At 63.9% G+C, this 24,381-nt stretch carries 17 protein-coding genes and 1 pseudogene; 3 read left to right on the forward strand and 15 right to left on the reverse strand.

What is annotated here, in order from left to right:
* Window positions 1-545: 545 nt before the first annotated feature.
* From DAD99_RS05095 to DAD99_RS05105, 3 genes are read right to left on the reverse strand one after another with little or no spacing between them, the layout of a single operon-like run.
* Window positions 546-4,226 (reverse strand): 1,4-alpha-glucan branching enzyme, encoded by a 3,681-nt coding sequence (locus DAD99_RS05095; protein WP_193340629.1) that lies wholly within the window; start codon window positions 4,224-4,226, stop codon window positions 546-548.
* Between the two features lies 1 nt (window position 4,227).
* Window positions 4,228-6,024 carry a maltose alpha-D-glucosyltransferase gene (gene treS / locus DAD99_RS05100; RefSeq protein WP_185262595.1) on the reverse strand — a complete coding sequence of 599 codons (1,797 nt, stop codon included), beginning with the start codon at window positions 6,022-6,024 and terminating at the stop codon, window positions 4,228-4,230.
* Window positions 6,021-8,102 (reverse strand): alpha-1,4-glucan--maltose-1-phosphate maltosyltransferase, encoded by a 2,082-nt coding sequence (locus DAD99_RS05105; protein WP_193340630.1) that lies wholly within the window; start codon window positions 8,100-8,102, stop codon window positions 6,021-6,023. Before DAD99_RS05105 ends, treS begins: the two co-directional genes overlap by 4 nt.
* Window positions 8,103-8,254: 152 nt before the next feature.
* On the opposite strand from DAD99_RS05105, the gene glgP reads away from it, so the two are divergent.
* Window positions 8,255-10,873 carry an alpha-glucan family phosphorylase gene (gene glgP / locus DAD99_RS05110; protein WP_193340631.1) on the forward strand — a complete coding sequence of 873 codons (2,619 nt, stop codon included), beginning with the start codon at window positions 8,255-8,257 and terminating at the stop codon, window positions 10,871-10,873.
* Window positions 10,874-10,888: 15 nt separating this feature from the next.
* Here the strand turns inward: glgP and DAD99_RS05115 are convergent, their stop codons facing one another.
* From DAD99_RS05115 to DAD99_RS05150, 8 genes are all read right to left on the reverse strand, one after another.
* The gene (locus tag DAD99_RS05115) at window positions 10,889-11,245 is read right to left on the reverse strand and encodes a barstar family protein (protein WP_185262592.1); all 357 of its coding nucleotides are present in this window, start codon (window positions 11,243-11,245) and stop codon (window positions 10,889-10,891) included.
* 8 nt (window positions 11,246-11,253) lie between these two features.
* A complete protein-coding gene (locus tag DAD99_RS05120) occupies window positions 11,254-11,739 on the reverse strand; it encodes a ribonuclease domain-containing protein (RefSeq protein WP_193340632.1) in 486 nt (161 codons plus the stop codon).
* An 18-nt stretch (window positions 11,740-11,757) separates the two neighbouring features.
* Window positions 11,758-13,869, reverse strand: coding sequence for a glycogen debranching protein GlgX (gene glgX / locus DAD99_RS05125; RefSeq protein ID WP_193340633.1), 2,112 nt, complete (start codon window positions 13,867-13,869; stop codon window positions 11,758-11,760).
* 179 nt (window positions 13,870-14,048) lie between these two features.
* On the reverse strand, window positions 14,049-15,038 hold the full coding sequence (rlmB, locus tag DAD99_RS05130; protein ID WP_193340634.1) for a 23S rRNA (guanosine(2251)-2'-O)-methyltransferase RlmB: 990 nt from the start codon (window positions 15,036-15,038) through the stop codon (window positions 14,049-14,051).
* A gap of 68 nt (window positions 15,039-15,106) precedes the next feature.
* The gene (cysS, locus tag DAD99_RS05135; RefSeq protein ID WP_193340635.1) at window positions 15,107-16,573 is read right to left on the reverse strand and encodes a cysteine--tRNA ligase; all 1,467 of its coding nucleotides are present in this window, start codon (window positions 16,571-16,573) and stop codon (window positions 15,107-15,109) included.
* Window positions 16,574-16,645: 72 nt separating this feature from the next.
* Entirely contained in the window at window positions 16,646-17,128 is a 483-nt protein-coding gene (gene ispF, locus DAD99_RS05140; protein WP_193340639.1) for a 2-C-methyl-D-erythritol 2,4-cyclodiphosphate synthase, read from the reverse strand.
* 17 nt (window positions 17,129-17,145) lie between these two features.
* The gene (gene ispD / locus DAD99_RS05145; RefSeq protein ID WP_193340636.1) at window positions 17,146-17,952 is read right to left on the reverse strand and encodes a 2-C-methyl-D-erythritol 4-phosphate cytidylyltransferase; all 807 of its coding nucleotides are present in this window, start codon (window positions 17,950-17,952) and stop codon (window positions 17,146-17,148) included.
* A 147-nt stretch (window positions 17,953-18,099) separates the two neighbouring features.
* Complete coding sequence (locus DAD99_RS05150; RefSeq protein WP_026266570.1) at window positions 18,100-18,582, reverse strand: CarD family transcriptional regulator; 483 nt, start codon at window positions 18,580-18,582, stop codon at window positions 18,100-18,102.
* Window positions 18,583-18,852: 270 nt separating this feature from the next.
* Between DAD99_RS05150 and DAD99_RS05155 the strand changes: the two genes are divergently transcribed.
* The gene (locus DAD99_RS05155; RefSeq protein WP_185263648.1) at window positions 18,853-19,398 is read left to right on the forward strand and encodes a hypothetical protein; all 546 of its coding nucleotides are present in this window, start codon (window positions 18,853-18,855) and stop codon (window positions 19,396-19,398) included.
* A 90-nt stretch (window positions 19,399-19,488) separates the two neighbouring features.
* Here DAD99_RS05155 and DAD99_RS05160 read toward each other — a convergent pair whose 3' ends face one another.
* Both DAD99_RS05160 and DAD99_RS05165 read right to left on the reverse strand, forming a co-directional pair.
* On the reverse strand, window positions 19,489-20,169 hold the full coding sequence (locus DAD99_RS05160) for a response regulator transcription factor (RefSeq protein WP_185262586.1): 681 nt from the start codon (window positions 20,167-20,169) through the stop codon (window positions 19,489-19,491).
* Complete coding sequence (locus DAD99_RS05165) at window positions 20,166-21,374, reverse strand: cell wall metabolism sensor histidine kinase WalK (protein ID WP_227007691.1); 1,209 nt, start codon at window positions 21,372-21,374, stop codon at window positions 20,166-20,168. The genes DAD99_RS05160 and DAD99_RS05165 overlap by 4 nt, the downstream gene beginning before the upstream one ends.
* A 202-nt stretch (window positions 21,375-21,576) precedes the next feature.
* Between DAD99_RS05165 and phoU the strand changes: the two genes are divergently transcribed.
* Window positions 21,577-22,230, forward strand: a complete 654-nt coding sequence (phoU, locus tag DAD99_RS05170) for a phosphate signaling complex protein PhoU (protein ID WP_193340637.1) — start codon at window positions 21,577-21,579, stop codon at window positions 22,228-22,230.
* Between the two features lie 75 nt (window positions 22,231-22,305).
* On the opposite strand, the pseudogene DAD99_RS05175 reads toward phoU, so the two are convergent.
* A pseudogene (locus tag DAD99_RS05175) lies at window positions 22,306-23,031 on the reverse strand (phosphoglyceromutase); the annotation flags it as partial.
* 8 nt (window positions 23,032-23,039) lie between these two features.
* Window positions 23,040-24,257, reverse strand: a complete 1,218-nt coding sequence (locus DAD99_RS05180; protein WP_227007688.1) for a transposase family protein — start codon at window positions 24,255-24,257, stop codon at window positions 23,040-23,042.
* Window positions 24,258-24,381: the final 124 nt, after the last annotated feature.

Here is a 24,381-nt window from a genome sequence, read left to right on the forward strand (position 1 = left end):
ACGCCGCCAGCGTTCATCCTGAGCCAGGATCAAACTCTCCGTTGAAGTAAAACAAAAACAGACACAACCAACACCCCCGGAAATAACGGAAGAAGAAGGCTGCAAAATTTGAAACCAGCTGTAAAAACCAGACCACACCACGGGGTGGCATAATCCAGTCAATTCAACCAATTCAATACAATAAATTGGTATCAACAAACTTGGCACACTATTGAGTTCTCAAACAACAGACACACCCGGCACCACCACAACCATCTAATCGGCCGTGGATCGCTCCGGAGCAACTTTTCAAACTTACCGGCTGCTCTCCAACTTGTCAAACCGGCCTCCGCGACTTCGTCAGCCTAAGGCTTTCGTGTCGGTTTTTTCGGTCTGACTCTGTGGAGCAGCGCGGAAATAAACTATACCACCACTTTGCCGGGATGACCAATCAGGCCCCCTTGGGGCCCCTGCGGCACTACCCCTAGGTCAGCAAAAAGCCCGGAATCTCAAGGAACTCCGGGCCTCTCGCTCCGCACTTAGGAGAGCGGGCTCACACCAATCGGTCAGCCCGCCGCCAAAAGAACGGGCTTGAAGTACGTGGCCCCCAGGGGCGGCAGCGTCACGGTAAGCGTTGCCGGCTGGCCGTCGAGCCCTTCGTCCAGGGCAACCAGCTCACCGCTATTCAAAACACCCGAACCGCCATAGGCCGCGGCGTCGGTGTTCAGCACTTCGGTCCAGGCCCCGGCAGCGGGAACGCCGAGGGCATAGCCCACATGCGGACCGCCGGAGAAGTTGATGGCGCACACCAACGGATTGCCCTCCTTGTCCCAGCGGATAAACGTCAGGACATTGCGGTCGGCATCCCCACCGTTGATCCACTGGAAACCGCCCGGCTCGTTGTCACGGGAGTAGAGGGCCGGCGTCGAGCTGTAGATCTCGTTGAGATCCTTGGTGAGGAGCTGCATTCCGCGGTGCGCCGGAATCTCTGCCAGGTACCAGTCCAGCCCATGCTGCTCGGACCATTCAGCCTCCTGGCCGAACTCGGTGCCCATAAAAATGAGCTGTTTGCCCGGGTGGGCCCACTGGTATGCAAAGAAGGCGCGCAGGTTGGCCAACTGCTGCCACCGGTCCCCCGGCATCTTCCGGAGCATGGAGCCTTTGCCATGCACTACTTCGTCGTGGCTGATGGGAAGCAGAAAGTTCTCGGTGAACGCGTAGACCATGGAGAACGTCACCGTGCCGTGGTGCCACTTCCGGTTGACGGGGTCCTCGGAGGCGTATTTGAGGGAGTCGTGCATCCAGCCCATGTTCCACTTGAGCCCGAAGCCCAGGCCACCTTGGCTTGTCGGGGCGGTGACGCCGGGGAAAGCTGTGGACTCTTCGGCGATCATCACCGCGCCGGGGTGCGTCTTGTACACAGTGGCGTTGACCTCCTGGAGGAACGAGATGGCCTCCAGGTTTTCGCGTCCGCCAAAGCGGTTGGGCGACCACTGCCCCTCTTCGCGTGAGTAGTCGAGGTACAGCATCGAGGCCACAGCATCCACCCGGAGTCCGTCGATATGGAACTCATCAAGCCAGTACAGCGCGTTGGACACCAGGAAGTTCCGCACCTCGGTGCGGCCAAAGTCGAAAATCAGCGTTCCCCAGTCTGGGTGCTCACCCAGGTTCGGGTCGGCGTGCTCGTACAGGGGTTCGCCGTCGAACTGGGCCAGCGCCCAGGCATCCTTGGGGAAGTGCGCCGGGACCCAGTCGAGCAGCACGCCGATTCCGGCCTGGTGCAGGGAATCCACCAGGAACCGGAATTCATCCGGATGGCCAAAGCGCGAGGTCGGCGCAAAGTAGGACGTCACCTGGTAGCCCCAGGAGCCGCCGAAAGGATGTTCGGCCACGGGCATGAACTCAACGTGCGTGAAGCCCAGCCATTTGACGTAGTCCACCAACTCCTTGGCGAGCTCACGGTAGCCCAGGCCAAGGCGCCAGGATCCGAGGTGGACTTCGTAGGCGCTCATCGGCGAATTGTGCGGGTCACGCTGCGCGCGTGCCTCCATCCATTCTGCGTCCTTGAACGCGTACGACTGCTCCACCACTCGGGAGGCAGTCAGCGGCGGGACCTCGGTGCCGAAGGCCAAGGGATCGGCCTTTTCGACCCAGTAGCCGCCCTTGGTTTTGATCTCGAACTTGTAGCACGCCCCTGCTAAAACACCAGGCAGGAAGACTTCCCACACGCCGGAGGATCCCAGCGAGCGGAGTGAGTTCTGCCGGCCGTCCCAGGCGTTGAAGTCGCCTTTGACGCGGACCGCCTGCGCGTTCGGCGCCCACACGGCAAAGGAGACGCCGTCAACATCGCCCAGTGAGGACTTGTAGTGCTGAACGTGCGCGCCCAGGACTTCCCAGAGCTTCTCGTGCCGGCCCTCGCCAATCAGGTGCAGGTCCACTTCACCGACGGTGGGCAGGTAGCGGTACGGCTCATCCACTGTTAGCGGCGCGGCACCAGGATAGGTGACCTCCAACCGGTAGTCGGGCACGTGGCCGGCCTGCAGCGGCTCCAGGACCGCCACCCAAACGCCGTTATCCTCGTGGGTCATGGGCGCCGAACCTACGGCAGTCACCACGCTTACTGCCTCCGCGAGGTGCTTGACGGTCCGGACAGTCACATGGCCGTGGTCGTCCAGGTGGGCACCCAGCACCGAGTGCGGGGCGTGATGTTCGCCGTTCGCCACGCGGGCCAAGGTTTCCGGGTCCACGTGTAGGGGCACACGGGGCCGGTCTGTAGGTGCTGCGCCTGTCATTTTGATACCTTCCGATGCTGCCCGGGCCTGATCGCCGGAGCCTTTAACGCTGAGGAGCCGCCTGGAGGCATTCGTTGGAATGGCCAGCCAGTCAGGTCTGTTCCGCAATTCATAAACGACTTCGTAAAGGGCCTTGTCCAGCCACAATGCCACAAAGAGCGGTGAACTTCGGTCGATGATGCCGGGTGTGACTGCGGCATAGCCGGCAAGGAACGCGTCCGCGCAATCATCGACCCAGGATGCCGGAACGCGGGCTCCCTGATATTCGCGTTCCGCTGCGCCTGCCGCGTAGTCGAATGAGCGGAGCATTCCCACCACGTCGCGGAGCGGAACGTCGGGAAAGTTGCGTTCGGCGATGGGCCGCAGTGGCTCACCTTCAAAATCAAGGATGGCCCAGCGGCCCGGCCCGCCGCCTTGGCCGGGGACCTGCAGGATCTGGCCGAGGTGAAGATCGCCGTGGATCCGCTGCAGCGGACCTGCCGGCACGCCGTCGAGCTCGCCAAGAAGCGCGTCTAAGGCATGGTCGTAAGGCCCGACGGCGGCACCGGCTTCCGCCCATGCCTGCCGGACCCGCTGGGCTACTCCGGGCGCAATAACCTGACCCGGGGCCGGTTCAACCGCTGTGCCGAGGGCTTCCGCCAGCCGACGATGGACCGTGGCCGTGGCCGCACCCAGGGCATAAGCTTCGGCGGTGAAATCGGCGCCGGTGCGCGCGGCATCCACAGCAAGGCGCCACGCATCACGGCCGCCGGCGAGGAATTCGTGGGCTACGGCAAGCTCGCCCTGCGATGGTGCCTGTGCCGGGAGCCCCTGTGGCGCCGGCGCCAGCCATTCCCCGCGGACCCACCCCAGCGTTGCCGGAACCTCGAAGATGCCCTGGGCCGTCAGAGCCGCCCCCACCTCAACTTCAGGGTTGATCCCTTCAGAGAGCACCCGGAAGAATTTCACAATGGCCGCAGACTCGCCGTCGTCAACGATGACTGAGCTGTTGGACTGCTCGCCGGACAGGACTTTGACCATTCCGTGGGCGGTAGGCAACCGGTGCTCCGACCGGGTGCGGTGGCCCGTCGCCGCACCCGTGCTCGAGCCGGCTTCGGACCGGATCAGCTCCAGCCACGAGGAGACAAAGGAAGGATCGTGCACGGCGTCGTAGATCCAGGCCATGCCGGCCTCGGGAGCGCGGCCCACCAGTGCCCGCTCCGCTCCGGCAAGCGGACTTGCCCGGTAGCTCAGCGGGACCTGGACCACATCAGTCCGAAGTCCGCCGTCGGCCGTCCTGGACGTGACAGCCAGCAGGAATATCTCCAGCCGAGCCTGCCCCGCGGCATCCTCGAGGCTCAGGCTGCCGGCCTGCTCCAGCGCAAAATCTGCTGTCTTTACGGGGAACCAGCGCTGGCGTGGGAGCCATTCCCGAAGGACGGCGCTCAGTGTGGCTGTGAGGGTGGGCTGGGCCATGTCAGTTCTCGATGGACAGGATGGGCAGTGCCTGCGTGTACGGGGAGGCCGGGTTGGACGTCGCTGAGCGGATCCGCAGCCAGAAGAAATCATGGCTCCCCAGGGTCAGCGTCAGTGATCCGTCGTCATCGATCCCGGGGAACGGCTGCCCCCCGAACACATCGCGCAGTCCGCGGCCGGCAAACTGCGGAATCCGCAGTTTTGCCGCGACGGGGTGCTGCGAAAGGTTGAAGGCGCACAGAATGGATTCGCCCGGCAGCCCCGCAGTGTTGTCATCCGAAAGTTCCCGGAGATACGCCACCACGGCGTCGTGGTCCGCTTCGACATGTTTGAACGCACCCAGCCCGAAGACAGGGTGGTTCTTGCGGACGCTGAGGATCTGCCGTGTCCAGCGGAGCAGTGACCCGGAGTGGGCGGCCTCGGCTTCCACATTGGCCATGTTGTAGTTGTACACCAGCGACTGGATGACCGGCAGGTAGAGCTTGCCGGGATCAGCGTTGGAGAATCCTGCGTTCCGGTCCGGGTTCCACTGCATGGGAGTGCGTACGGCATCGCGGTCATCGAGCCAGATGTTGTCCCCCATGCCGATCTCGTCCCCGTAGTACAGGAACGGGCTGCCAGGAAGAGACAGCAACAGCGCATTGATCAGTTCGATCTCGGCCCGGGAATTATCCAGCAGCGGTGCAAGGCGACGCCGGATCCCGATGTTGGCGCGCATGCGGGGGTCCGGCGCATACCAGCCCAGCATCGCCGCGCGCTCGTCGGGAGTGACCATCTCCAGCGTCAGTTCATCGTGGTTGCGCAGGAAAGTTCCCCACTGCGCGCCTTCGGGGATCTCCGGGGTGTCATGCATGGTCTCGATGATCGGAGCGGCCTTCTGGTCGCGCAGGGCGTAGTAGAGGCGCGGCATGATGGGGAAGTGGAACGCCATGTGGCATTCGGGCTCTTCTGCTGTTCCGAAGTACTCCACCACCTCGTTGGGCGGCTGGTTGGCCTCGGCGATGATGACGCGGCCGGGGTAGCCTTCGTCCACCATGGCCCGAAGTTTGCGCAGGAAGTCATGGGTGGCTGGCAGGTTTTCGCAGTTGGTCCCCTCCTCCTCGAAGAGGTACGGGATGGCGTCCGCCCGGAAACCGTCAATGCCCTGGTCCAGCCAGAAACGAACCACGTCGAAGAGCGCTTCGATGACCTTGGGGTTTTCAAAGTTCAGGTCAGGCTGGTGGCCGAAGAAGCGGTGCCAGAAGAACTGCCTGCGGATGGGGTCGAACGTCCAGTTGGATTCCTCCGTGTCCACGAAGATGATGCGGGCGTCCTGGTACTTCTCGTCCGTGTCGCTCCACACGTAAAAGTCGCCGAAGGGACCGTCCGGGTCCTTGCGCGATTCCTGGAACCAGGGGTGCTGGTCCGAGGTGTGGTTCAGCGGCAGGTCAATGATGACCCGGACGCCGCGGGCATGGGACTCCGCCACCAGCCGCTTGAAGTCGCTGATGGTGCCGAATTCATCCAGGACGGAATTGTAGTCCGAGATGTCATAGCCGCCATCACGCAGCGGCGACTGGAAGAACGGCGGGAGCCACAGGCAATCGATGCCAAGCCACTGCAGGTAGTCCAGCCGGTCGATCAGGCCGGTGAAGTCGCCCGAACCGTCGCCGTTCGCATCCGCGAAGGCCCGTACCAGCACTTCATAGAAGACGGCCTTCCGATACCAGAGCGGATCGTGCGCCAGGCCCGGTGCATGTAGCTCAAATGTGCTCTTGGGGGTGAAATGCTGGCTGGAACTCTGCGGGTTAAAGCTCACTGATGAACTCTCCTCACGCTCAGGATGTGTGCGGGTTCAACGTGCGCATCCAGGCGGACGTAGTTGTATTCGCCCCATTCCCAGGATTCTCCGGAAATGAGGTCCTCCACCCGGAACCCGCCGTTGGGCGACAGGTCCTCGGGGTCAAGTTCAAGGGCAGCCAGGTCCAGGGAAATGGTGCTCTCCCTGATGCCGTGCGGATCGACGTTGACCACCACAATAATGGTGTCTTTGGTGCCGTCCGGCAGGGTCTTGTGTTTGGAATACACCACCGTGGCGTCGTCGGTGCTTTGGTGGACCGTGAGATTCTGCAGGTCCAACAGCGCCGGGTGGCTGTGCCTGATGGCGTTGAGCCTGGTCAGATACGGCGCCAGGGTCCGGCCCGAGGCCGCGGCAGCGTCCCAGTCACGGGCCTTGTATTCAAATTTCTCGTTGTCGATGTACTCTTCCGCACCGGGGCGGGCAACATGCTCATAGAGCTCGTAGCCGGCATAAACGCCCCACAGCGGGCTGGCGGTGGCGGCCAATGCGGCGCGGATCTTGAACGCCGCCGGACCGCCGAACTGCAGGTATTCCGTGAGGATGTCCGGCGTGTTGACAAAGAAGTTGGGACGGAAGTACGCCGGCGAGTCGTGGCTGACCTCCGCGAAATAGGTTTCCAGTTCCTTCTTGGTGTTCCGCCACGTGAAGTAGGTGTATGACTGCTGGAAACCTGCCCGGCCCAGGGCGTGCATCATCGCAGGGCGCGTAAACGCTTCCGCGAGGAACACCACGCCGGGAGTCTTTTTGTTGACCTGGCCAATGAGCCATTCCCAGAACCAAACCGGTTTGGTGTGCGGATTATCCACCCGGAAGATCTTCACGCCATGGCTGACCCACAGCAACACGACCCGCAGGATTTCCTTCGCAAGCCCTTCCGGATCATTGTCGAAATTGAGCGGGAAAATATCCTGGTACTTCTTGGGCGGGTTTTCCGCATATGCGATGCTCCCGTCAACCCGGGTGGTAAACCATTCCGGGTTGGACTGTACCCACGGGTGGTCGGGCGCCGCCTGCAGCGCCAGATCAAGCGCGACTTCCAGGCCCAGCTCCTTAGCGCGGGCAACAAAGGCGTCAAAGTCCTCGAACGAGCCCAACTCCGGGTGGATGGCGTCGTGGCCACCCTCCTTGGCGCCGATGGCCCAGGGCGAGCCGGGATCGTGCGGGCCGGCGATCAGGGTGTTGTTGGGGCCCTTGCGGTGCTGGATGCCGATGGGGTGGATAGGCGGCATGTAGAGCACGTCGAAGCCCATTTCCGCCACCGCGTCCAGCCGCTTCGCTGCTGTCCTGAAATTCCCGGACGTCCAGGCCCCGGTGGCGGCGTCCCTGACGGCCCCCTCGGACCGGGGAAAGAACTCGTACCAGGCTCCGCGGCCTGCGAGATCGCGCTCCACCAGTAGCGGGAACTGCTCGGAAACGGTGACCAGCTCCCGGATCGGCTGGCGTTCCACGACGTCGGCGACGTCGGAGCCGAAGCCGGCTGCCAAGCGTTCCTCATCGGTGAGGGAACCGTTGGCCAGGATGGAAGAGGCCATGCGCAGGGTGCGCCGGTCCGACGCGTTACGGGAGGCGTCGGCGGCCGCTTCTGAGAGCAGCGCCGAACCTTCGGCGAGCATCAGCTCCACGTCGATGCCTGCGGCCACCTTGACCTCGGCGTTGTGGTGCCAGGTTCCGTAGCGGTCGTGCCACGCCTCAATGAGGAAGGTCCAGTTTCCAACGGCCGACGGCGTGAGGATGCCCTCCCAGCGGTCCGTGCCGAGGCCGCGTTCCCCTTTGGGCGGTGCCAGCCTGACGCGCTGGCGTTCCTTCCCCCGGGGATCCAGAAGGACCGCGCTGACACCCAACTGGTCATGACCCTCCCGGAATGCGGTGGCACCCACCACGATCCCCTCCCCCGGCAAGGCCTTGGCAGGATACTTTCCACCCTCCACCACAGGCTGCACGGCGGTGATCGGAAAGCGGCCAAATCTTAGCCCGTCGGTGATTTTGCCTTTCGGCTTTTTCTTTGAGGCGGCAGGGGTTGCTGAGTTAGTCGTCACAGGCTCGACGTTAGCGAGAAATGGTCAAAATTGCTAAGCCTGCGCTGCTTTTTGTCGCGGCGATTCGACTTATCCGCCACGCCAACTGTCATTTACCTAAAAGAATGCCAAAGCGGTTCCAGACGTTGATGTTGTCGGTTAGTGTGGCGCAGGTGAAGGCAATCCGCAGATTTACCGTCAGAACAGTCCTCCCGGAGCCCATCAGGCCGCTGGCCCGATTGGCCACAAACCTGCGCTGGTCCTGGCACCGGCCCACCCGGGAACTTTTCGCGGCACTGAACCCCCGCATCTGGGAAGAATCCGGCCAGGATCCCATCAGTTTCCTGGGCCGGGTCAGCCGCGAAGAGTTCCAGCGCCTCGCCGCCGACCAGTCAGTCGTTGACCAGGTCCGGGCCGCCGCCGAGGACCTTGACCGGTATCTTGAGCAGCCCCGCTGGTATCAGAGCCTGGGCGGGGAAGCCCCCGCCGCCATCGCATACTTCTCCCCCGAATTTGGCATCACCGAAGTCCTGCCGCAGTACTCCGGCGGCCTGGGCATCCTGGCCGGCGACCACCTTAAGGCCGCCTCGGACCTCGGCGTGCCCCTGATCGGCGTGGGCCTGCTGTACCAGGCCGGCTACTTCAAGCAATCGCTCTCCCGCGACGCCTGGCAGCAGGAAACCTATCCGGTCCTCGATCCTGACGGCCTCCCGCTCACCCTCCTTCGCGAGCCGTCCGCCGACGGCAACGGCCGGGCCCTGCAGATCTCGCTCCCGCTCCCCAACGGGCGCCGCCTGCTGGCACACATCTGGCGTGCCGACGTCGGACGCGTGCCGCTGCTCCTGCTGGATTCCAATGTTCCCGGCAACGACGACGCCGCCCGCGGCATCACCGACCGCCTCTACGGCGGCGGCGGCGACCACCGCCTGCAGCAGGAGCTCCTGCTGGGCATGGGCGGAGTCAAGGCCCTGCGCGCCTACCAGCAGCTGACCGGAACCGCGGCGCCCGAAGTGTTCCACACCAATGAGGGCCATGCCGGCTTCCTGGGGATCGAGCGCATCCAGGAACTGATGGCGGGCGACGCTGCCCTCAGCTTCGATGAAGCCCTCGCCGCTGGCAGGGCGTCAACGGTCTTCACCACCCACACGCCCGTTCCGGCCGGAATCGACCGTTTCGAGATTTCCCAGATCCACCACTTCTTCCAGGCCGGGCTCGCGCCCGCGGTACCGGTGGACCGGATTCTGGAACTGGGCCGGGAAAACTACGCCGATGGCAATCCGTCAGTCTTTAACATGGCCGTGATGGGGCTCCGGCTGGCACAGCGGGCCAACGGAGTCGCCAAGCTGCACGGCGAGGTATCCCGCGGGATGTTCTCGGCCCTGTGGCCCGGGTTCGACCACTCCGAGGTGCCCATCACGTCCGTGACCAACGGCGTGCACGTGCCCACCTGGGTGGACAGTCGCATCTCCCGGCTCGCGCGGGAACAGTTCGGGTCCGAGGCCGAAGCCATGGGCCGCTGGGACCTTGCCTACAACGTCAGCGACGCCGACGTCTGGGGGCTGCGCCGTGAAATGCGCACAGCACTCGTGGAGGACGTGCGCCGCCGGCTCCGCGCCGCGTGGAAGAAGCGCGGCGCCGCCGACGCCGAGCTTGGCTGGACCGACAGCGTCCTGGACCCCGACGTGCTGACCATCGGCTTCGCCCGCCGCGTCCCCACGTATAAGCGCCTGACGCTGATGCTCCGCGAGCCGGACCGGCTCAAGGCGCTGCTGCTGCACCCGGAGCACCCGATCCAACTCGTGATCGCCGGAAAGTCCCACCCGGCAGATGACGCCGGTAAGAAGATGATCCAGGATTTGGTCCGCTTCACCGACGACCCCGAGGTCCGCCACCGCATCGCCTTCCTGCCGAACTACGACATTGCGATGGCCAGGACACTCTTCCCGGGCTGCGACGTGTGGCTCAACAACCCGCTCCGCCCCCTGGAGGCGTGCGGCACGTCGGGCATGAAGGCCGCCATCAACGGTTCGCTGAACCTTTCGGTGATGGACGGCTGGTGGGATGAAATGTACGACGGCGAGAACGGCTGGGCGATCCCCACCGCCAACAATGATGCGTCCCCCGAGGAGCGGGACGACATCGAGGCGGCGGCGCTGTACGAACTCCTGGAAACGCAGGTGGCGCCGCGCTTCTACGGGAACACAGTGTCTGACAGTGCAGGTGCCGCCGGACCGTCCACTACGGGTACGGAGAAAGTCCCCACGCACTGGGTGTCAATGATCAAGCACACGCTGTCGCACTTGGGCCCGGCCGTTTCCGCCGAGCGTATGCTGCACGACTACGTCAACCTGCTCTACCGCCCGGCAGCCGAGGCCGGACGCAGGGCCGTTGCCGACTCCTACGCCCAGGCCCGTGTCCTGGCTGCGTGGACGGCGAAGGTACGCTCAGCGTGGCCCCTGCTGCACGTTGAGCATGTGGACTCCGTCGGAGTTTCCGAGGATCCGCAGATCGGGGACACCCTGCAGGTGAACGCCTACATCGCGCTGCACACCCTGACTCCGGACGACGTAACAGTGGAGGTGGCCTATGGGCGCGCCGAGGAAAGCGACACCCTGGCGGACGTCACCCTGATGGAATTGAGCTCGAAAGAGGACCTGGGCGACGGGCGCCACCTGTTCAGCGGCTCCCTGCTGATCGACCGGTCCGGTCCGTTCGGCTACACCGTCCGCGTCCTGCCCCGGCACGAGGCACTGGCTTCCAAAGCCGAGCTGGGGCTGATCGTCAACGCCTGATGCCCGGCCTCACATCTAGAGGAGCACGGCCGTGACCGCCAGGTCACGGCCGGCGTAGCTCTCGGCATCCTGGAGGACCTCGCAGATGATCCCGAAGGACCGGTTACTGCGGAACGCTGCGGCCACCTGCCAGATGATGGTCACCGGGGCGCCCCCGTCCTCGCCAATGCTGTCCGCAAAATCGTGCAGGGAATCGTTCAGGGCGTCCATGTTCACGCCGTAGTGCTCAGGGAAGGCGAGCACTTCGCCGAACGTTTCCAGGACAGCCCGCTTGCTGTCGGCCGCGGGGACCATCAGGCTGCGGCGGCCAGCGACGGCGACCTGTTCCCGGAGTTCTTCGATAGTCCAGGTATCGGCAGAGTAGATTTTCATGAGGGTGTTCAGCTGCCTTCTGCGATGAATTTGAACGAGTCGTAGTGGTCCTGGGTGTAGTACTTCTCGCCCCCGGAGCCCGTGACGATGCGGCGGGCTCCCCTGTCCGATTCACCCGGTGTGGGCACCGTGTACTCACGGTAATAGCCGGAGTCCTGCCGTGGAAGAATACGCTCGAAGTTGCCGAACGTCTTGTTGTCCTGGCTGTGGCGGTAGGGGCCGCCGGCACGGATCGCAGCGAGGATCGTCCGGGCTTCGGCCGGCAGCTGGGATTCCTCGACCGCGGGCAGGCCGGATGGGTTGGCGGGTATTACCGCCGGGGCTGGAACCTCCACCGGACCGGGCACGAGAGGGCCTGGACCGGAGGCCGCGCTGGAACTGGCCGCCGGCGGCGTACCTCCCGTCAGTGCATCGAGGAGCCCGCTGCCGCCAAAAGCGATCACCGCTATGGCCAACAGTCCGGTCAGCAGCAGTGCAAAGGAGCGGTTGCGCAATCTTGGTCCCCTCCGCAGTTACGTGCGGTAGATGTTGATCGAGTTTGCCTCGATGCTGTCCGTCTCGCCGGACGTCACGCGGACGCCCTGGCGAAGCTCGTGCAGTGGCGAGGTGGTCAGCCGGAGTTCAAAGATCCTGCGGGGCGTTCCGTCGTCATTCTTGAGTTCCGGAAGGGTGATCATCACATCGGAGGTGCTGCCGTTGACCACCACGAGGCCTGCCAGCGTGCCGTCGTCCGAGCCAAGCAGGAGCTGCATGACACGGTGCCGGGGATCATTCCATTGATCCATGGACATGGGCTGCCCGGAGTGGTCAAACCAGTAGAGATAGGACTGCTCATCCCGAGCGGGAAAATCATGCGGTTGGCTTGCCAGGAACTCCTTGCGCAGCCGGACATAGCGTTTGGTGCTGCGGAGCATCTCCGCGGATTCCGGGGTCCGCGTCCAGTCGAGCCAGGCCAAGGGGTTGTCCTGGCAGTAGGCATTGTTGTTGCCCTGCTGCGTGCGCGCGAGTTCGTCACCTGCGGTGATCATCGGCACGCCGAGGGAGATCATCAGGGAGGCCATCAGGTTCCGCCGGGACTGCGCCCGTTTCGCCACGATTCCCTCGTCCTCGCTCCGGCCTTCGGCGCCATGGTTGTAGCTGCGGTTATCCCCGTGACCGTCCCGGTTCTGTTCGCCGTTGGCCTCGTTGTGTTTGCGGTCGTATGACACTAGGTCGTTGAGCGTGAAGCCGTCGTGTGCCGTGATGAGGTTGACCGACGCCAGCCTGGAACGGCCCGACGCCTCAAACAGCCCGGCCGATCCCGACAGGGCATCAGCCAGCCGCGCCACGGAGCCGCCATGTCCGCCGGCGTCGATGGCCGCACGGTCGGCCAGCCAGAAGGAGCGGACGCCGTCCCGGAAGTGATCGTTCCAGTCAACCCATCCGCCGGGGAATCGTCCTGTCTGCCAGCCACCGTAGCCGACGTCCCAGGGCTCGGCGATCAGTTTCACGTCGGACAGCACAGGATCGGCGGCCACGGCCACCAGGAACGGGTGCCGGGGATCAAAGTCGTTGTCCGCGTTCCGGCAGAGCGTCACTGCCAGGTCGAAGCGGAAGCCGTCAATGTGGAATTCGTCCACCCAGTACCGGAGTGAATCCAGCACGAGCTGGACCACGCGGGGCTGGCCGAAATTCAGCGTGTTGCCGCAGCCCGTGGTGTCGATGTACTTACCGTGGCCGTCCGTACGGTAGTACGTGTCCTCGCCGAGTCCGCGGAAGCTGATGGCCTGGACGTCGGGGCCACCCTCTGCAGTGTGGTTGTAGACAACGTCGAGAATCACTTCAAGCCCGGCGGCGTGGAGCAGCTTGACCATGCCTTTGAACTCGTCCTGGACGGCGTGCGGTCCCGCATCCTGCGCAGCCTGCGTTGCATAAGCCGCGTGCGGTGCGAAAAACGCCGCCGTGTTGTAGCCCCAATAATTGGTCAGGCCGAGGTTTTGCAGGTGCAGCTCATCGAGATGGAAGTGCACCGGGAGCAACTGGACAGCGGTGATACCCAGGCTCTTGAAATGCTCGATGATGGCCGGATGGGCCATGCCTGCGTACGTGCCGCGCAGTTCCTCCGGGACATCGGGGTGGAGCATGCTCTGGCCGCGGACGTGCGCCTCATAGATGATGGTGTTTCGCCACTGCGTCCGGGGCCGTTCGTCGTTGCCCCAGTCAAAATCGCCGGCCATCCGGACGCTCGTCAGGAATCCTTCCCCTTGGTCCACCGCCCGGCCGTAGGGATCGAGCAGGAGAGGCTGCCCGCCGTCGTCGTCCAGATCAATAACGGGGACTGCCAGCGGCAGCGTCTCGGCCTTGGAGGTGGCGCGGAACCCGTACAGCGCTCCGTACGGGAAATCCTCAACAATTCCGTGGTGCACGCCGTGGGTGACGTTGGGCAAGGCTTGGAGATGCCAATCACCACCGGCGGCCTTGTATGCGATCTCAAGGTTCTCCACGGCCGGGGCGTACACGGCGACGTTGGCGCTCGAGTGCATGGCGTAATCCGCGCCAGCTCCCGGGCGCGGGACGCTGACACCGAGTGGATATGCCGAAGAGGCATCCTTGGTGGAGGCGGTGTCGAATAGCGGCATGACCATCACGTCAATGGTAGCGGCCAGCGGCTGTTGAACTGCACTGCCGCTTTTATGACGACATCTGGCGAGGTCCCTGGCACGCCGCCGGGGGTTTCCAACCCGAAAGCGAGACCCCTCCTGCCGTGATGTGGCATGAGGGGTCTCGACAGGCTCGGCCACCGGAGCGGCAGCCGCGGCGAGGACTACTTGACGGCGCGCTGCCTGGAGATTTCGTACAGCGAGATGCCAACGGCCATGGATGCGTTGAGCGATTCCATGGCGGAGTTGATCGGGATGGAGACGATCTGGTCGCAGTTTTCGCGGACCAGGCGGCTCAGGCCCTTGCCCTCGGAACCGACCACAATGCACACGGGCTCCGTGGCCAGGGTGAGGGCAGGCAGCGAAACGTCGCCGTCGCCGTCGAGCCCCAGGACAAAGATGCCCATGTTCTTGAACTGCTTCAGGGCGCTGTTCAGGTTGCCGGCACGTGCCACTGGAACACGCACGGCCGCGCCCGCGCTGGTCTTCCAGGCCGACGCCGTGACGCCGACGGAGCGGCGTTCCGGGACGATGACGCCGTGGCCGCTGAAAGCCGACACGGAGCGGATGATGGCGCCGAGGTTGCGCGGGTCCGTGATGCCGTCGAGGGCAACAAACAGCGGCGCGTTGGCTACGTGGCCCTTCTTCCAACGGTCCACGGTTTCCTCGGCCAGGTCATAAGCGTCCTGGTACTCGTACGGCGGGATCTGCAGGACCAGGCCCTGGTGCACGGCGTCTTCCGTCATGCGGTCCAGTTCGACCTTGCCGGTCTCGAGCAGCGGGATGCCGCGTTCGGCCGCGATCTTCAGCGACTCCTTGACACGGTCATCCATTTCGATCCGGATGGCGATGTGCAGGGCCTTCGCGGGGATCCCGGCGCGGAGGGCTTCGACAACCGAGTTACGGCCGGTGACAACTTCCTCGGTGGCGCGGCCCTTGGGGCCCGAGCGGGAGGCGCCGGCGCTGCGCGCGCCCGTGCCGCGCTTGGCGGCCGACCGTTCGGACAGCTGCTTGCTCTTGTGCGCCTTGTGGTACGGGCGGTCCTCCGCCTTGGGCGTGGGGCCCTTGCCTTCCAGAGCCTTGCGGCCATGACCACCGGTTCCGATGGTTGGCCCCTTCTTTGCTTTGACCGACCGGCGACCGTTGTTGGCCATGATTTTCCACCCTTGATTGTTTGACTGAGTCTGCTTACCAGTCTACTGAATCAAGTAAAATCGCCGGTTCAGTTCCGTTGCAGGCTCCAGGTAGCGCCTTCCGGGCCATCTTCGACGACGACGCCGGCCGCCTTCAGAGTGTCCCGGATGGCGTCGGAAGCAGACCAGTCCTTGCTGGCCCGGGCCTGCGCACGGGCAGCGAGTTGGGCTTCCACGAGGACGTCGAGGGCGGCCGATTCCCGGGCGTTACCGGCGGCGGGCATCGCAACAGCGTTAAGCCCCAAAGCCGTGGCCATGATCATAACCACATTCATTGCATGCCGGCCCGCTTCGTCATCGCCTTCTGCGAGGGCGTTGTTGCCGGCGCGCACCGTTTCGTGCAAGGCGGCCAACGCGCGCGGGACGTTCAGGTCGTCATCCATCGCCGCCTCGAAGGTGCGGAGAGCCTCCGTGGACGGGCCGAAGGTACCCGCCACAAAGCCAAAGTCTGTACCGAAGCGGGCTACGGCCTTCGCCTGGAATCCGTCAATGCGTTCGACGGCGGCAGCGGCCTCTTCCAGCGACGTGGGGCGGTAGTCCAGCACTGAGCGGTAGTGGGCCTGCCCGAGGTAATAGCGAACCACCCGCGGTGACGCGAGGTCCAGCATCTCCGAAGGGCTGATGGTGTTGCCGATGGACTTGGACATCTTTTCGCCCTGGTAGGTGACCATGCCGTTGTGCATCCAGAAGTTGGCGAACCCGTGCCCGGCGGCCTGGGACTGTGCCATCTCGTTTTCGTGATGCGGGAAGCGCAGGTCCAGTCCGCCGCCGTGGATATCAAACTCGGTGCCGAGGTACTTTGTGACCATGGCGGAGCATTCCAGGTGCCATCCCGGGCGGCCGGCGCCCCAGGGCGAGGCCCAGCTCGCCGTCGTCGGCTCTCCTTCTTTGGAGCCCTTCCACAGCGCAAAGTCGCGGGGGTCCTTTTTGCCCCGGGGATCCGCGTCCGGGGCACCCTGCATGTCGTCAATGTTCTGGCGCGTCAATGACCCGTACTTGTCCCAGGAGCGCACGTCGAAATAAACATCCCCGGAGTCGTCCAGCGCCGGGTAGGCGTGGCCCCGGTCGATCAGCTGCTGGATCAGCCCCTGCATTTCGGGGATATGCCCGGTTGCACGGGGCTCATACGTGGGCCGGGCAACACCGAGCGTGTCGTAGGCCTGCAGGAACGCCTGCTCGTAGCGGTAGGCCAGTGCCCACCATTCCTCTTCGCGGACGGTGTCCGGGCCGGCTTCGAAGTCCGGGGCGAACGACTCTGCAGACTTGGTCAGGATCTTGTCATCGATGTCCGTGACGTTGCGGACCACGGTGACCCGCAGCCCCCGGTACTCGAGCCAGCGCGTGAGCTGGTCAAAGGCGATCGCCGAGCGGATGTGGCCCACGTGCGGCATGCCCTGCACGGTGGCTCCGCAGTAGTACAGGCTCGCTTTTCCCGGGACGAGGGGAACGAAGTCACGTACTTCGGCGGCAGCGGTGTCATGGAAGCGGAGAGTCACCGCTCCAGATTAGCGGAAAAGGCCTGCGCGCCGGCCCCCACGCCCTATCCGGACTGAACAGCCCGGGGTGAATCAGCGCGGATAGACCAAAGCAGTGGCGACGGCGGAGATGCCCTCGCCCCTGCCGGTGAAACCCAGTCCGTCGCTGGTGGTGGCCGTGACACTGATCGGTGCCCCCGCCGCCTCGCTCAGCACGCGTTGGGACTCTTCCCGCCGTGGACCGAATTTGGGCCGGGTAGCCACGAACTGCACAGCCACGTTGCCGATCTCAAATCCCGCAGCACGGACAATCCTGGCTGCCTCTGCCAGCAGCGTGACGCCGGAGGCGCCGGCGAACTCCGGGCGGTCGGTGCCGAAGTGTGTACCGAGGTCTCCGATGCCGGCGGCCGAGAACAGGGCGTCGGCGGCCGCATGAGCCACCGGGTCTCCGTCCGAATGCCCGGCCAGGCCACGCTCGCCTTCCCAGAACAGCCCGCCCAGCCAGAGCGGACGGGGGAGGTCATCGGAGGCGTAGGCGTGGACATCAAGGCCGATACCGGTGCGGGGCAGGATCATCTTGGTTTCACTCACGACTAACCTTCCACCCAGCGGATGCCCAGCGGACCTTCCAGCAGGCCCTCGGCAATAATCAGGTCCAGCGGCGTGGTGATTTTCAATGACTGCGTGGAGCCATGCACCGCGTGCACCGGAACGCCCAGCAGTTCCACCAGCATCGCGTCGTCGGTGACCGCGGCAGCTTGTTTCTCATCGAAGCCCGACGCCGCCTGATGTGCCTGGATCAGCGTGGACAGTCGGAACCCTTGGGGTGTCTGGACCGAACGGAGCTCTTCCCGCGGGGCGGTACCCGTCACGAGTTCCGGAGCGATGCTGGTGTCGTCACCAATGGTGGGGGTAACCATCTTCACCGTATCCACCACCGGTACCGTCGGAATCACCGCAACGGCGCCGGCAGCCAGGGAATCAACCACCCGGTGGAAGACGTACTCGGGCGTCAGCGCCCTGGCTGCGTCGTGGACCAGCACGGCTTCGGTGCCGTCCAGCAAAGCGGCCAACGCTGACCGGACGGACGCGGCACGGGTGGCGCCGCCGTCGACCGTCGTCAATACAGGAAGCGCGCTGTCCGGGTTTCCGTCGTGCGCTGCCCGAAGTTCCTCGGCGAAGTCCTCGCACACTTCCTGCAGGACGGTATCGCCGGGCGGAAGGGCCACACAGATCTGGCGTGCAACGCCGGCGGCGGCGGCGCCCCGGAGGGCATGGGTGAGGATGGTGTCACTCCCCAGGGGCACACGCGCCTTGGGCATGCCGTAACCCAGCCGTTCGCCGGTACCGGCAGCCACTATGACGACGGCGGTGACGGGGCGCGGGAGTCCGTTGTTCATGATGTCCAGCCTACGTGCCCGCCTGCCCGGCCGGCCGAATCCCCGACCGCGCGACGCGCCTGGTGCAGCGGACGTGGTCCGATCGTGGTGTGAAAAAGGGCAAAAAGAAGCCCCGGAGGCACTTGCGTGCCACCCGGGGTTCAATTCTTAGGAAGCCAGGACCTCGTCGAGAACGCTTGCAGCCTTCTCTTCATCAGTCTTTTCAGCCAATGCAAGTTCTGAAATCAGAATCTGCCGGGCCTTGGCCAGCATGCGCTTCTCACCTGCGGAAAGGCCCCGATCGTGATCACGGCGCCAAAGGTCGCGAACAACCTCTGCTACCTTGATGACGTCACCGGAAGCAAGCTTCTCCAGATTTGCCTTGTATCTGCGCGACCAGTTGGTGGGTTCTTCAGTGAACTCGGCCCGCAGCACATCGAATACGTGCTCCAGACCTTCCTTGCCCACTACGTCACGAACCCCAACAAGGTCAACGTTCTCTGCTGGAACTTCAATGGTCAGATCACCCTGAGCCACCTTGAGCTTGAGATACATTTTCTCTTCGCCCTTGACAGTGCGCATCTTGATTTCTTCAATTTTTGCAGCACCGTGGTGAGGGTAAACTACTGTCTCGCCGACCTCAAATACCATGTGGACATTCCCCTTTCCCGCAGACCAGTTTATCACGATTCAGGCATACGACTGGCCTCGAACCGGCCCCGGAACCCCGGAAATACGCGGAAAATGGGCAGAATAGACCCCCTTGGACCCCTTGACGGATGCAGATAATAGTGCATGTGAGGCCCGCTGCCAAGGGCAATGTGACCGCACGGAATCCTCGTTTGGCCGGGTTTGCCGTTAGGCTATGGCTGAATAATGTTTCAAGACTCTCGAGGAGTACGTGACGTGCGTTTCACTGCGATGAACCGGGCCCAGGGCGGCAAACTGGCACTGGCGGCAGGATCCTTGGCCCTCGTCCTGGCGACGATGACCGGCTGTGGCTACATCAACCCCCAGCAGACTTCTCACCAGTACTCGGCGTCGGACGGTATCCGCGCCGACCTGGGTCCGCTGCAACTGCGCAACATGCTGATTGTCTCCGCCGGCGAAGACAAGCCCGGCCGCCTGCTCGGCGCCGTCTACAACTCCTCATCTCAGGACGTCAAGCTCACGGTCAACGGTGCCGAGGGGTCGCAGACACAGGTGCCGGTGAAAGCCAACTCCTACACGCTGCTCAACGACTCCACAGATGAGGCAATCCTCAGCACCAGCGGCGGTATCGCCGGTTCGCTGGTGGACGTCAAAGTCACCGAGGACGGCACCAACGTGAGCAAGACTGTGAAGATCCCTGTCCTGGATGGTTCCCTCGCAGAGTACAAGGAATACCTGCCGGCCGGGAGCGAACCGACCGGTTCCGCCACACCCAGCCCATCGCCGTCGGGCACCAGCACAGCAGCGGCCCACTAAGCAGCAGCAAAGCACAAAAGGAGGGGCTCCCCGTGGGGAGCCCCTCCTTTTGTGCACTTGAAGCTTCGTATGCCATACCGGCCGGGAGGCCTACGGCTCGAACTTGTAGCCCAGGCCGCGGACGGTCACCAGGTAGCGGGGCACGGACGGGTCGGGCTCGATCTTGCCGCGCAGCCGCTTGACGTGCACATCAAGGGTCTTGGTATCCCCCACATAGTCCGAACCCCAGACCCTGTCGATCAGCTGGCCGCGGGTCAGCACTCGGCCGGAGTTGCGCAGCAGCATTTCGAGCAGCTCGAATTCCTTCAGGGGCAGCAGGACCTGCTGCCCCTCCACGCTGACCACATGCCGTTCGATGTCCATCCGGACAGGTCCGGCCTGGACTGTGGCCGAGATGAGCTCCTCAGGTTCACCCTGCCGGCGGAGCACGGCCCGCACGCGGGCCACAAGCTCGCGGGAGGAATAGGGCTTGGTGACGTAGTCGTCGGCACCCAGCTCCAGGCCAACCACCTTGTCTATCTCGGAGTCCTTGGCCGTCAGCATGATGACCGGAACACTGGAGCGCTGCCGCAGCTGGCGGCAGACCTCAGTGCCTGACAGGCCGGGGAGCTGCAGATCCAGCAGCACCAGATCAGCCCCATTCCGGTCGAATTCGGTGATGGCGTCCAAGCCGTTATCTACAACCTCAACCTCGAACCCCTCCTTGCCCAACAAATAGGACAACGGATCACTGAAAGATTCTTCGTCTTCAACAATCAAAATCCTGCTCAAGAGCTGGCTCCTTGCTCATGTACGCCGCGTTCTTTAACACGCTCGGGTACGACTCGTTGTTTGGCACCTGCAGTATCCGGTTCGTCCCGGCTTTCCATCTCAGGCAGCCGCAGGGTGAACGTGGACCCCTGGCCGGGCCGGGACCACAAGGTCACTTCACCGCCGTGGTTGGAGGCCACGTGCTTGACAATGCTCAGGCCCAGGCCTGTTCCGCCCGTGTGGCGCGAACGCGCCGCATCCACCCGGTAGAAGCGCTCAAACACGCGCTCCTGGTCCTCCGGGGCCAGGCCCTCACCCTGGTCCGTGACGGAAACGGCAATCAGCCCCTCCTTGGACCGGACGCCCACGCCCACCCTGGTGTTTTCCGGGGAGTAGCGGATGGCGTTGTCGATCAGGTTACGCAGTGCGGTCACCAGCAGGTCCCGGTCGCCGAAGACAGTTGCTTCAACCCGGTCACCCACCACGATCCGGATGTTCTTGCTTTCGGCGGGGAGCTGGGAGCGGTCCACTGCTTCGGTGATGACCGTGTTGATGTCCACTGCCTTGCCCTCCTGGGAGACGCTGGCACCCTGGAGGCGGGAAAGTTCGATGATGTCCTGGACCAGAGCAGCCAGCCGGCCCGATTCCTTGTGCATCCGCTTGGCGAAACGGCGAACCGCTTCTTCGTCGTCGGCTGAGGACTCCAGCGCCTCGGCCAGCAGGGAAATTGCGCCCACCGGGGTCTTCAGCTCGTGGGACACGTTGGCCACAAAGTCGTTGCGGATCTCTTCGGTGCGGGTGATTTCGGTGCGGTCGTCGGCCAGCAGGACGATATATTCCTCGCCGAGCATGGCTGCCCGGACCTGCACGACGATGGTTCCCTGGCCCAGCGGGCCACGCGGCAGTTCCAGCTTTTTCTCCAGAATCACGCCGTCGCGGCGCACTCCGGCAGTCATGTCCAGCAGCTCCTTGTGGACCACCGTGTGGCCGCGTACCAGGCCGTACGCGTAGGCTGCGGGGCTGGCCCGCACCACACCGTCCACGGCGTCCACCACTACAAAAGCCCGTCCGACCACGGCCAGCACCTCCGCGGCGCCGGCAGGCAAGGCAGGTTCGTCCATGTCGACGTCGACAAGCTTGCGCTGCTTTTCACTGAGCCTGAAGGCAAGCACGCCAAAAGTGCCGAGTGACAGGCCGACCAGGCCGGCGATGACACCGATGAGCATAGGATCCACAGCTCCAGCTTAGGCCGTGGTTCATGGCCGGACGGTTCGTCTTGGGCCGAAGGGGAGACGGTTCAACTAACGTTCATCTACAAGCGACTAAACGTTTACCGGACGCTGACAGAGTTATACGTTGGAGTGCCGAATGGCGACAAGAGTTCCGTCTGCCACCTGAGGGGCGGAGTTCCAAAGAAAGGACGCCCACGTGCGTAAGGTTTTTCAGGAAGAGCTGACCCAGGTGGGTGAGCAGCTGGTGGAGATTTCGAAGCTGGTCAGCGAGGCAATGGGTAAGGCCGCTACGTCCTTCCAGGTTGCCGACGTTGATCTGGCGGAGGACGTCATTGCCGCGGACGCCCGTATCGATTTTTTGCAGACCAGTCTCGATGAGCGTGCCATCGATATCCTTGCCCTGCAGGGGCCGGTGGCCAGCGATCTGCGGATGATCGTGGGCTCCCTGCGCATGAGCGCTTCCCTGGAGCGGATGGGTGACCTGGCCCGCCACATCGCCCAGCTGGCCCGGCTGCGCTTCCCGTCGACTGTGATTCCCGCCTCCATGACGGAAACGTTTAACAAAATGGCCGAGCAGGACCAACTGATCGCGGACAAGCTCATCGTGCTGCTGGAGTCCCGGGACCTCGAAGTAGCCCGCGACATCCTCAAGGCCAACAGCGCCATCGACGACCTTCACCTGAGCGTCTTCAAGGCGATCGCCGCGCCGGACTGGGCCGAGTCTCCCGCCACCACGGTGGACGTGGCCCTTGCGAGCCGCTACTTCGAACGCTTCGCCGACCACGGCGTGTCGGTGGCCCGCAAGGTCACGTACCTGGTCACCGGCGAATGGCAGCCGCAGGGCTTCTAGCCGCTCCGGAACCACATACGACGGCGGGTCGGTCACCTGAGGTGACCGACCCGCCGTCGAACGTTAACTGTTGCTCTATTTCTTGCCCTGGTTGGCCACTGCCAGGATGGCTTCCGCAGCGGCGTCCGGGTCCAGGTAGGTGCCGCCCGGCTTGACCGGCTGGAAGTCCTCGTCCAGGTCGTAGACCAGCGGGATACCCGTGGGGATGTTCAGGCTGGCGATGGCGTCGTCGCTGATGCCGTCCAGGTGCTTGACCAGGGCGCGCAGCGAGTTGCCGTGGGCGGTGACCAGGACCGTTTTGCCGGCCTTGAGGTCTTCCTTGATATCTGATTCCCAGTATGGAAGCAGGCGGACCAGTACATCCTTGAGGCACTCGGTGCGGGGCAGTGAGTCGCCGAGGTCCGCATAACGGGGGTCGCGGGCCTGCGAAAACTCGGAGTCGTCGGCCAGGGGCGGCGGCGGGGTGTCGTAGGACCGGCGCCATTCCATGAACTGGTCCTCGCCGTATTCGGCCAGGGTCTGTGCCTTGTCCTTGCCCTGCAGGGCGCCGTAGTGGCGTTCGTTCAGGCGCCAGTCCCGCTTGACGGGGATCCAGCCGCGGTCGGCCTTGTCCAGGGAGATGTTGGCGGTGTTGATGGCCCGCTTCAGGAGCGAGGTGTAGAGGACATCCGGGAGAAGATCGTTCTCAACCAGGAGCTCGCCGCCGCGTGCTGCTTCCTCGCGGCCCTGGTCGTTCAGGTCAACGTCCACCCAGCCGGTGAACAGGTTCTTGGCGTTCCATTCGCTGTGGCCGTGCCCGAGGAATCATGTCAAGATGCCCGCGTAGCCTTTATCGAAGAATCATTTGATTGTGCCCGGATGGGCGGTTGGTTCTTGGGTCCTTGCTTTGCCGTGGTCAGGGTGAGCAGTTCAGCGCAAAGGGCTTGAACCTGACGTTGGATTGCCGCTGGATTCAGGGGCTTGTTCTCCCGCTTCAACTTCGCCTTCACGCCTTGCCGGACCGTGCCTTCGTCGGCCAGGACCCGCTGGTAGGGGGTCGCTGGCCGGTCATACTTCTTGCTGATCTTTGCGCCGGTTCGGATCTTCTTGACGAGTTTCTGCTGGGGTCCGAAGTGGTTGGTCAGCTTCCCTTGCAACGCCCAGATCCGGTTCAGCAGCTCTAGTTCCGCCGCCGTGTCGTAGCGGTGGTATCCGACGGTTTGCCGGACCACATGCCAGTTCTTCTGTTCCACATGGGCGCCGTCGTTCTTGTTCCCGGACCTGGACCGGGTGAAGGTCAGTTGCTCCTGTTCACACCACCGCAGCAGCCCCCAATTGATGAACTCGCTCCCGTTGTCCGAATCGATCCCGACGATCGGGAACGGGAACGCCGCGGTGGCTTCCTTGATCGCGGCGAACACCCATTTCTGGGCCTTGTTCTTCACAGACCGGGTCTCGGTCCACCCCGTGGAAATGTCAGTGATCGTCAGGGTGAAGCAGAACTCACCCCTGGAATTTCCGCCCTCGTGTCCGACCAGATCAATCTCCACAAACCCGGGCACCGCGTCGTCCCATTCGGCCCAGGTCCGCACCGGGATGGAGTCTTTGAGCAGTGTTCCGGGCTTGGTGTGGGAGCGGCCCCTTGGGTCGAGTTTCCCCCGGTCTGCCTTGAGCCGGCGATCGATAGTGGCCGGGGCGATCTTCAGCAGCAACGCCGCCGTCCCGTCCTCGATCGCCAACTCCTTGAACCGGCGCAGCCGCGGAACCAAATCCGGCAGGGCCGCTGCCAGCAGACGCCCGCATGGAGTGCCCTGGACGGCCCAGCAGAACCGCAGCGCGTCGATCACGTCGTCCCCGTAGAGAAGGGGCCTGGGAGGCCGGGGCTTGACCTGTTTGAGGACCAGAGCCTGCCGCAGCGCCTTCCGCGCATGGTCACGGTGCCAACGCGTCAGGGCACACAGCTCGTCGAGAATGGTCTTCTTGGCGGCCCGGCCCGACCGGGCATATCGGAGGGCGGTGGTCTTCGTGACGGCCTTGCGTTCGCTCATCGAAAGCTCCATGGCTCACAGTGCCGGGCCAGCGGATGCCATCCCAGCAGACGCGCCGCTACGCGGGCATTATCAAATGATTCTTCGATAGCAGCTACGCGGGCATCTTTGATGAGTCAACGCG

The sequence above is a fragment of the Pseudarthrobacter sp. AB1 genome, assembly GCF_014926485.1.
Classification (GTDB): Bacteria; Actinomycetota; Actinomycetes; order Actinomycetales; family Micrococcaceae; genus Arthrobacter.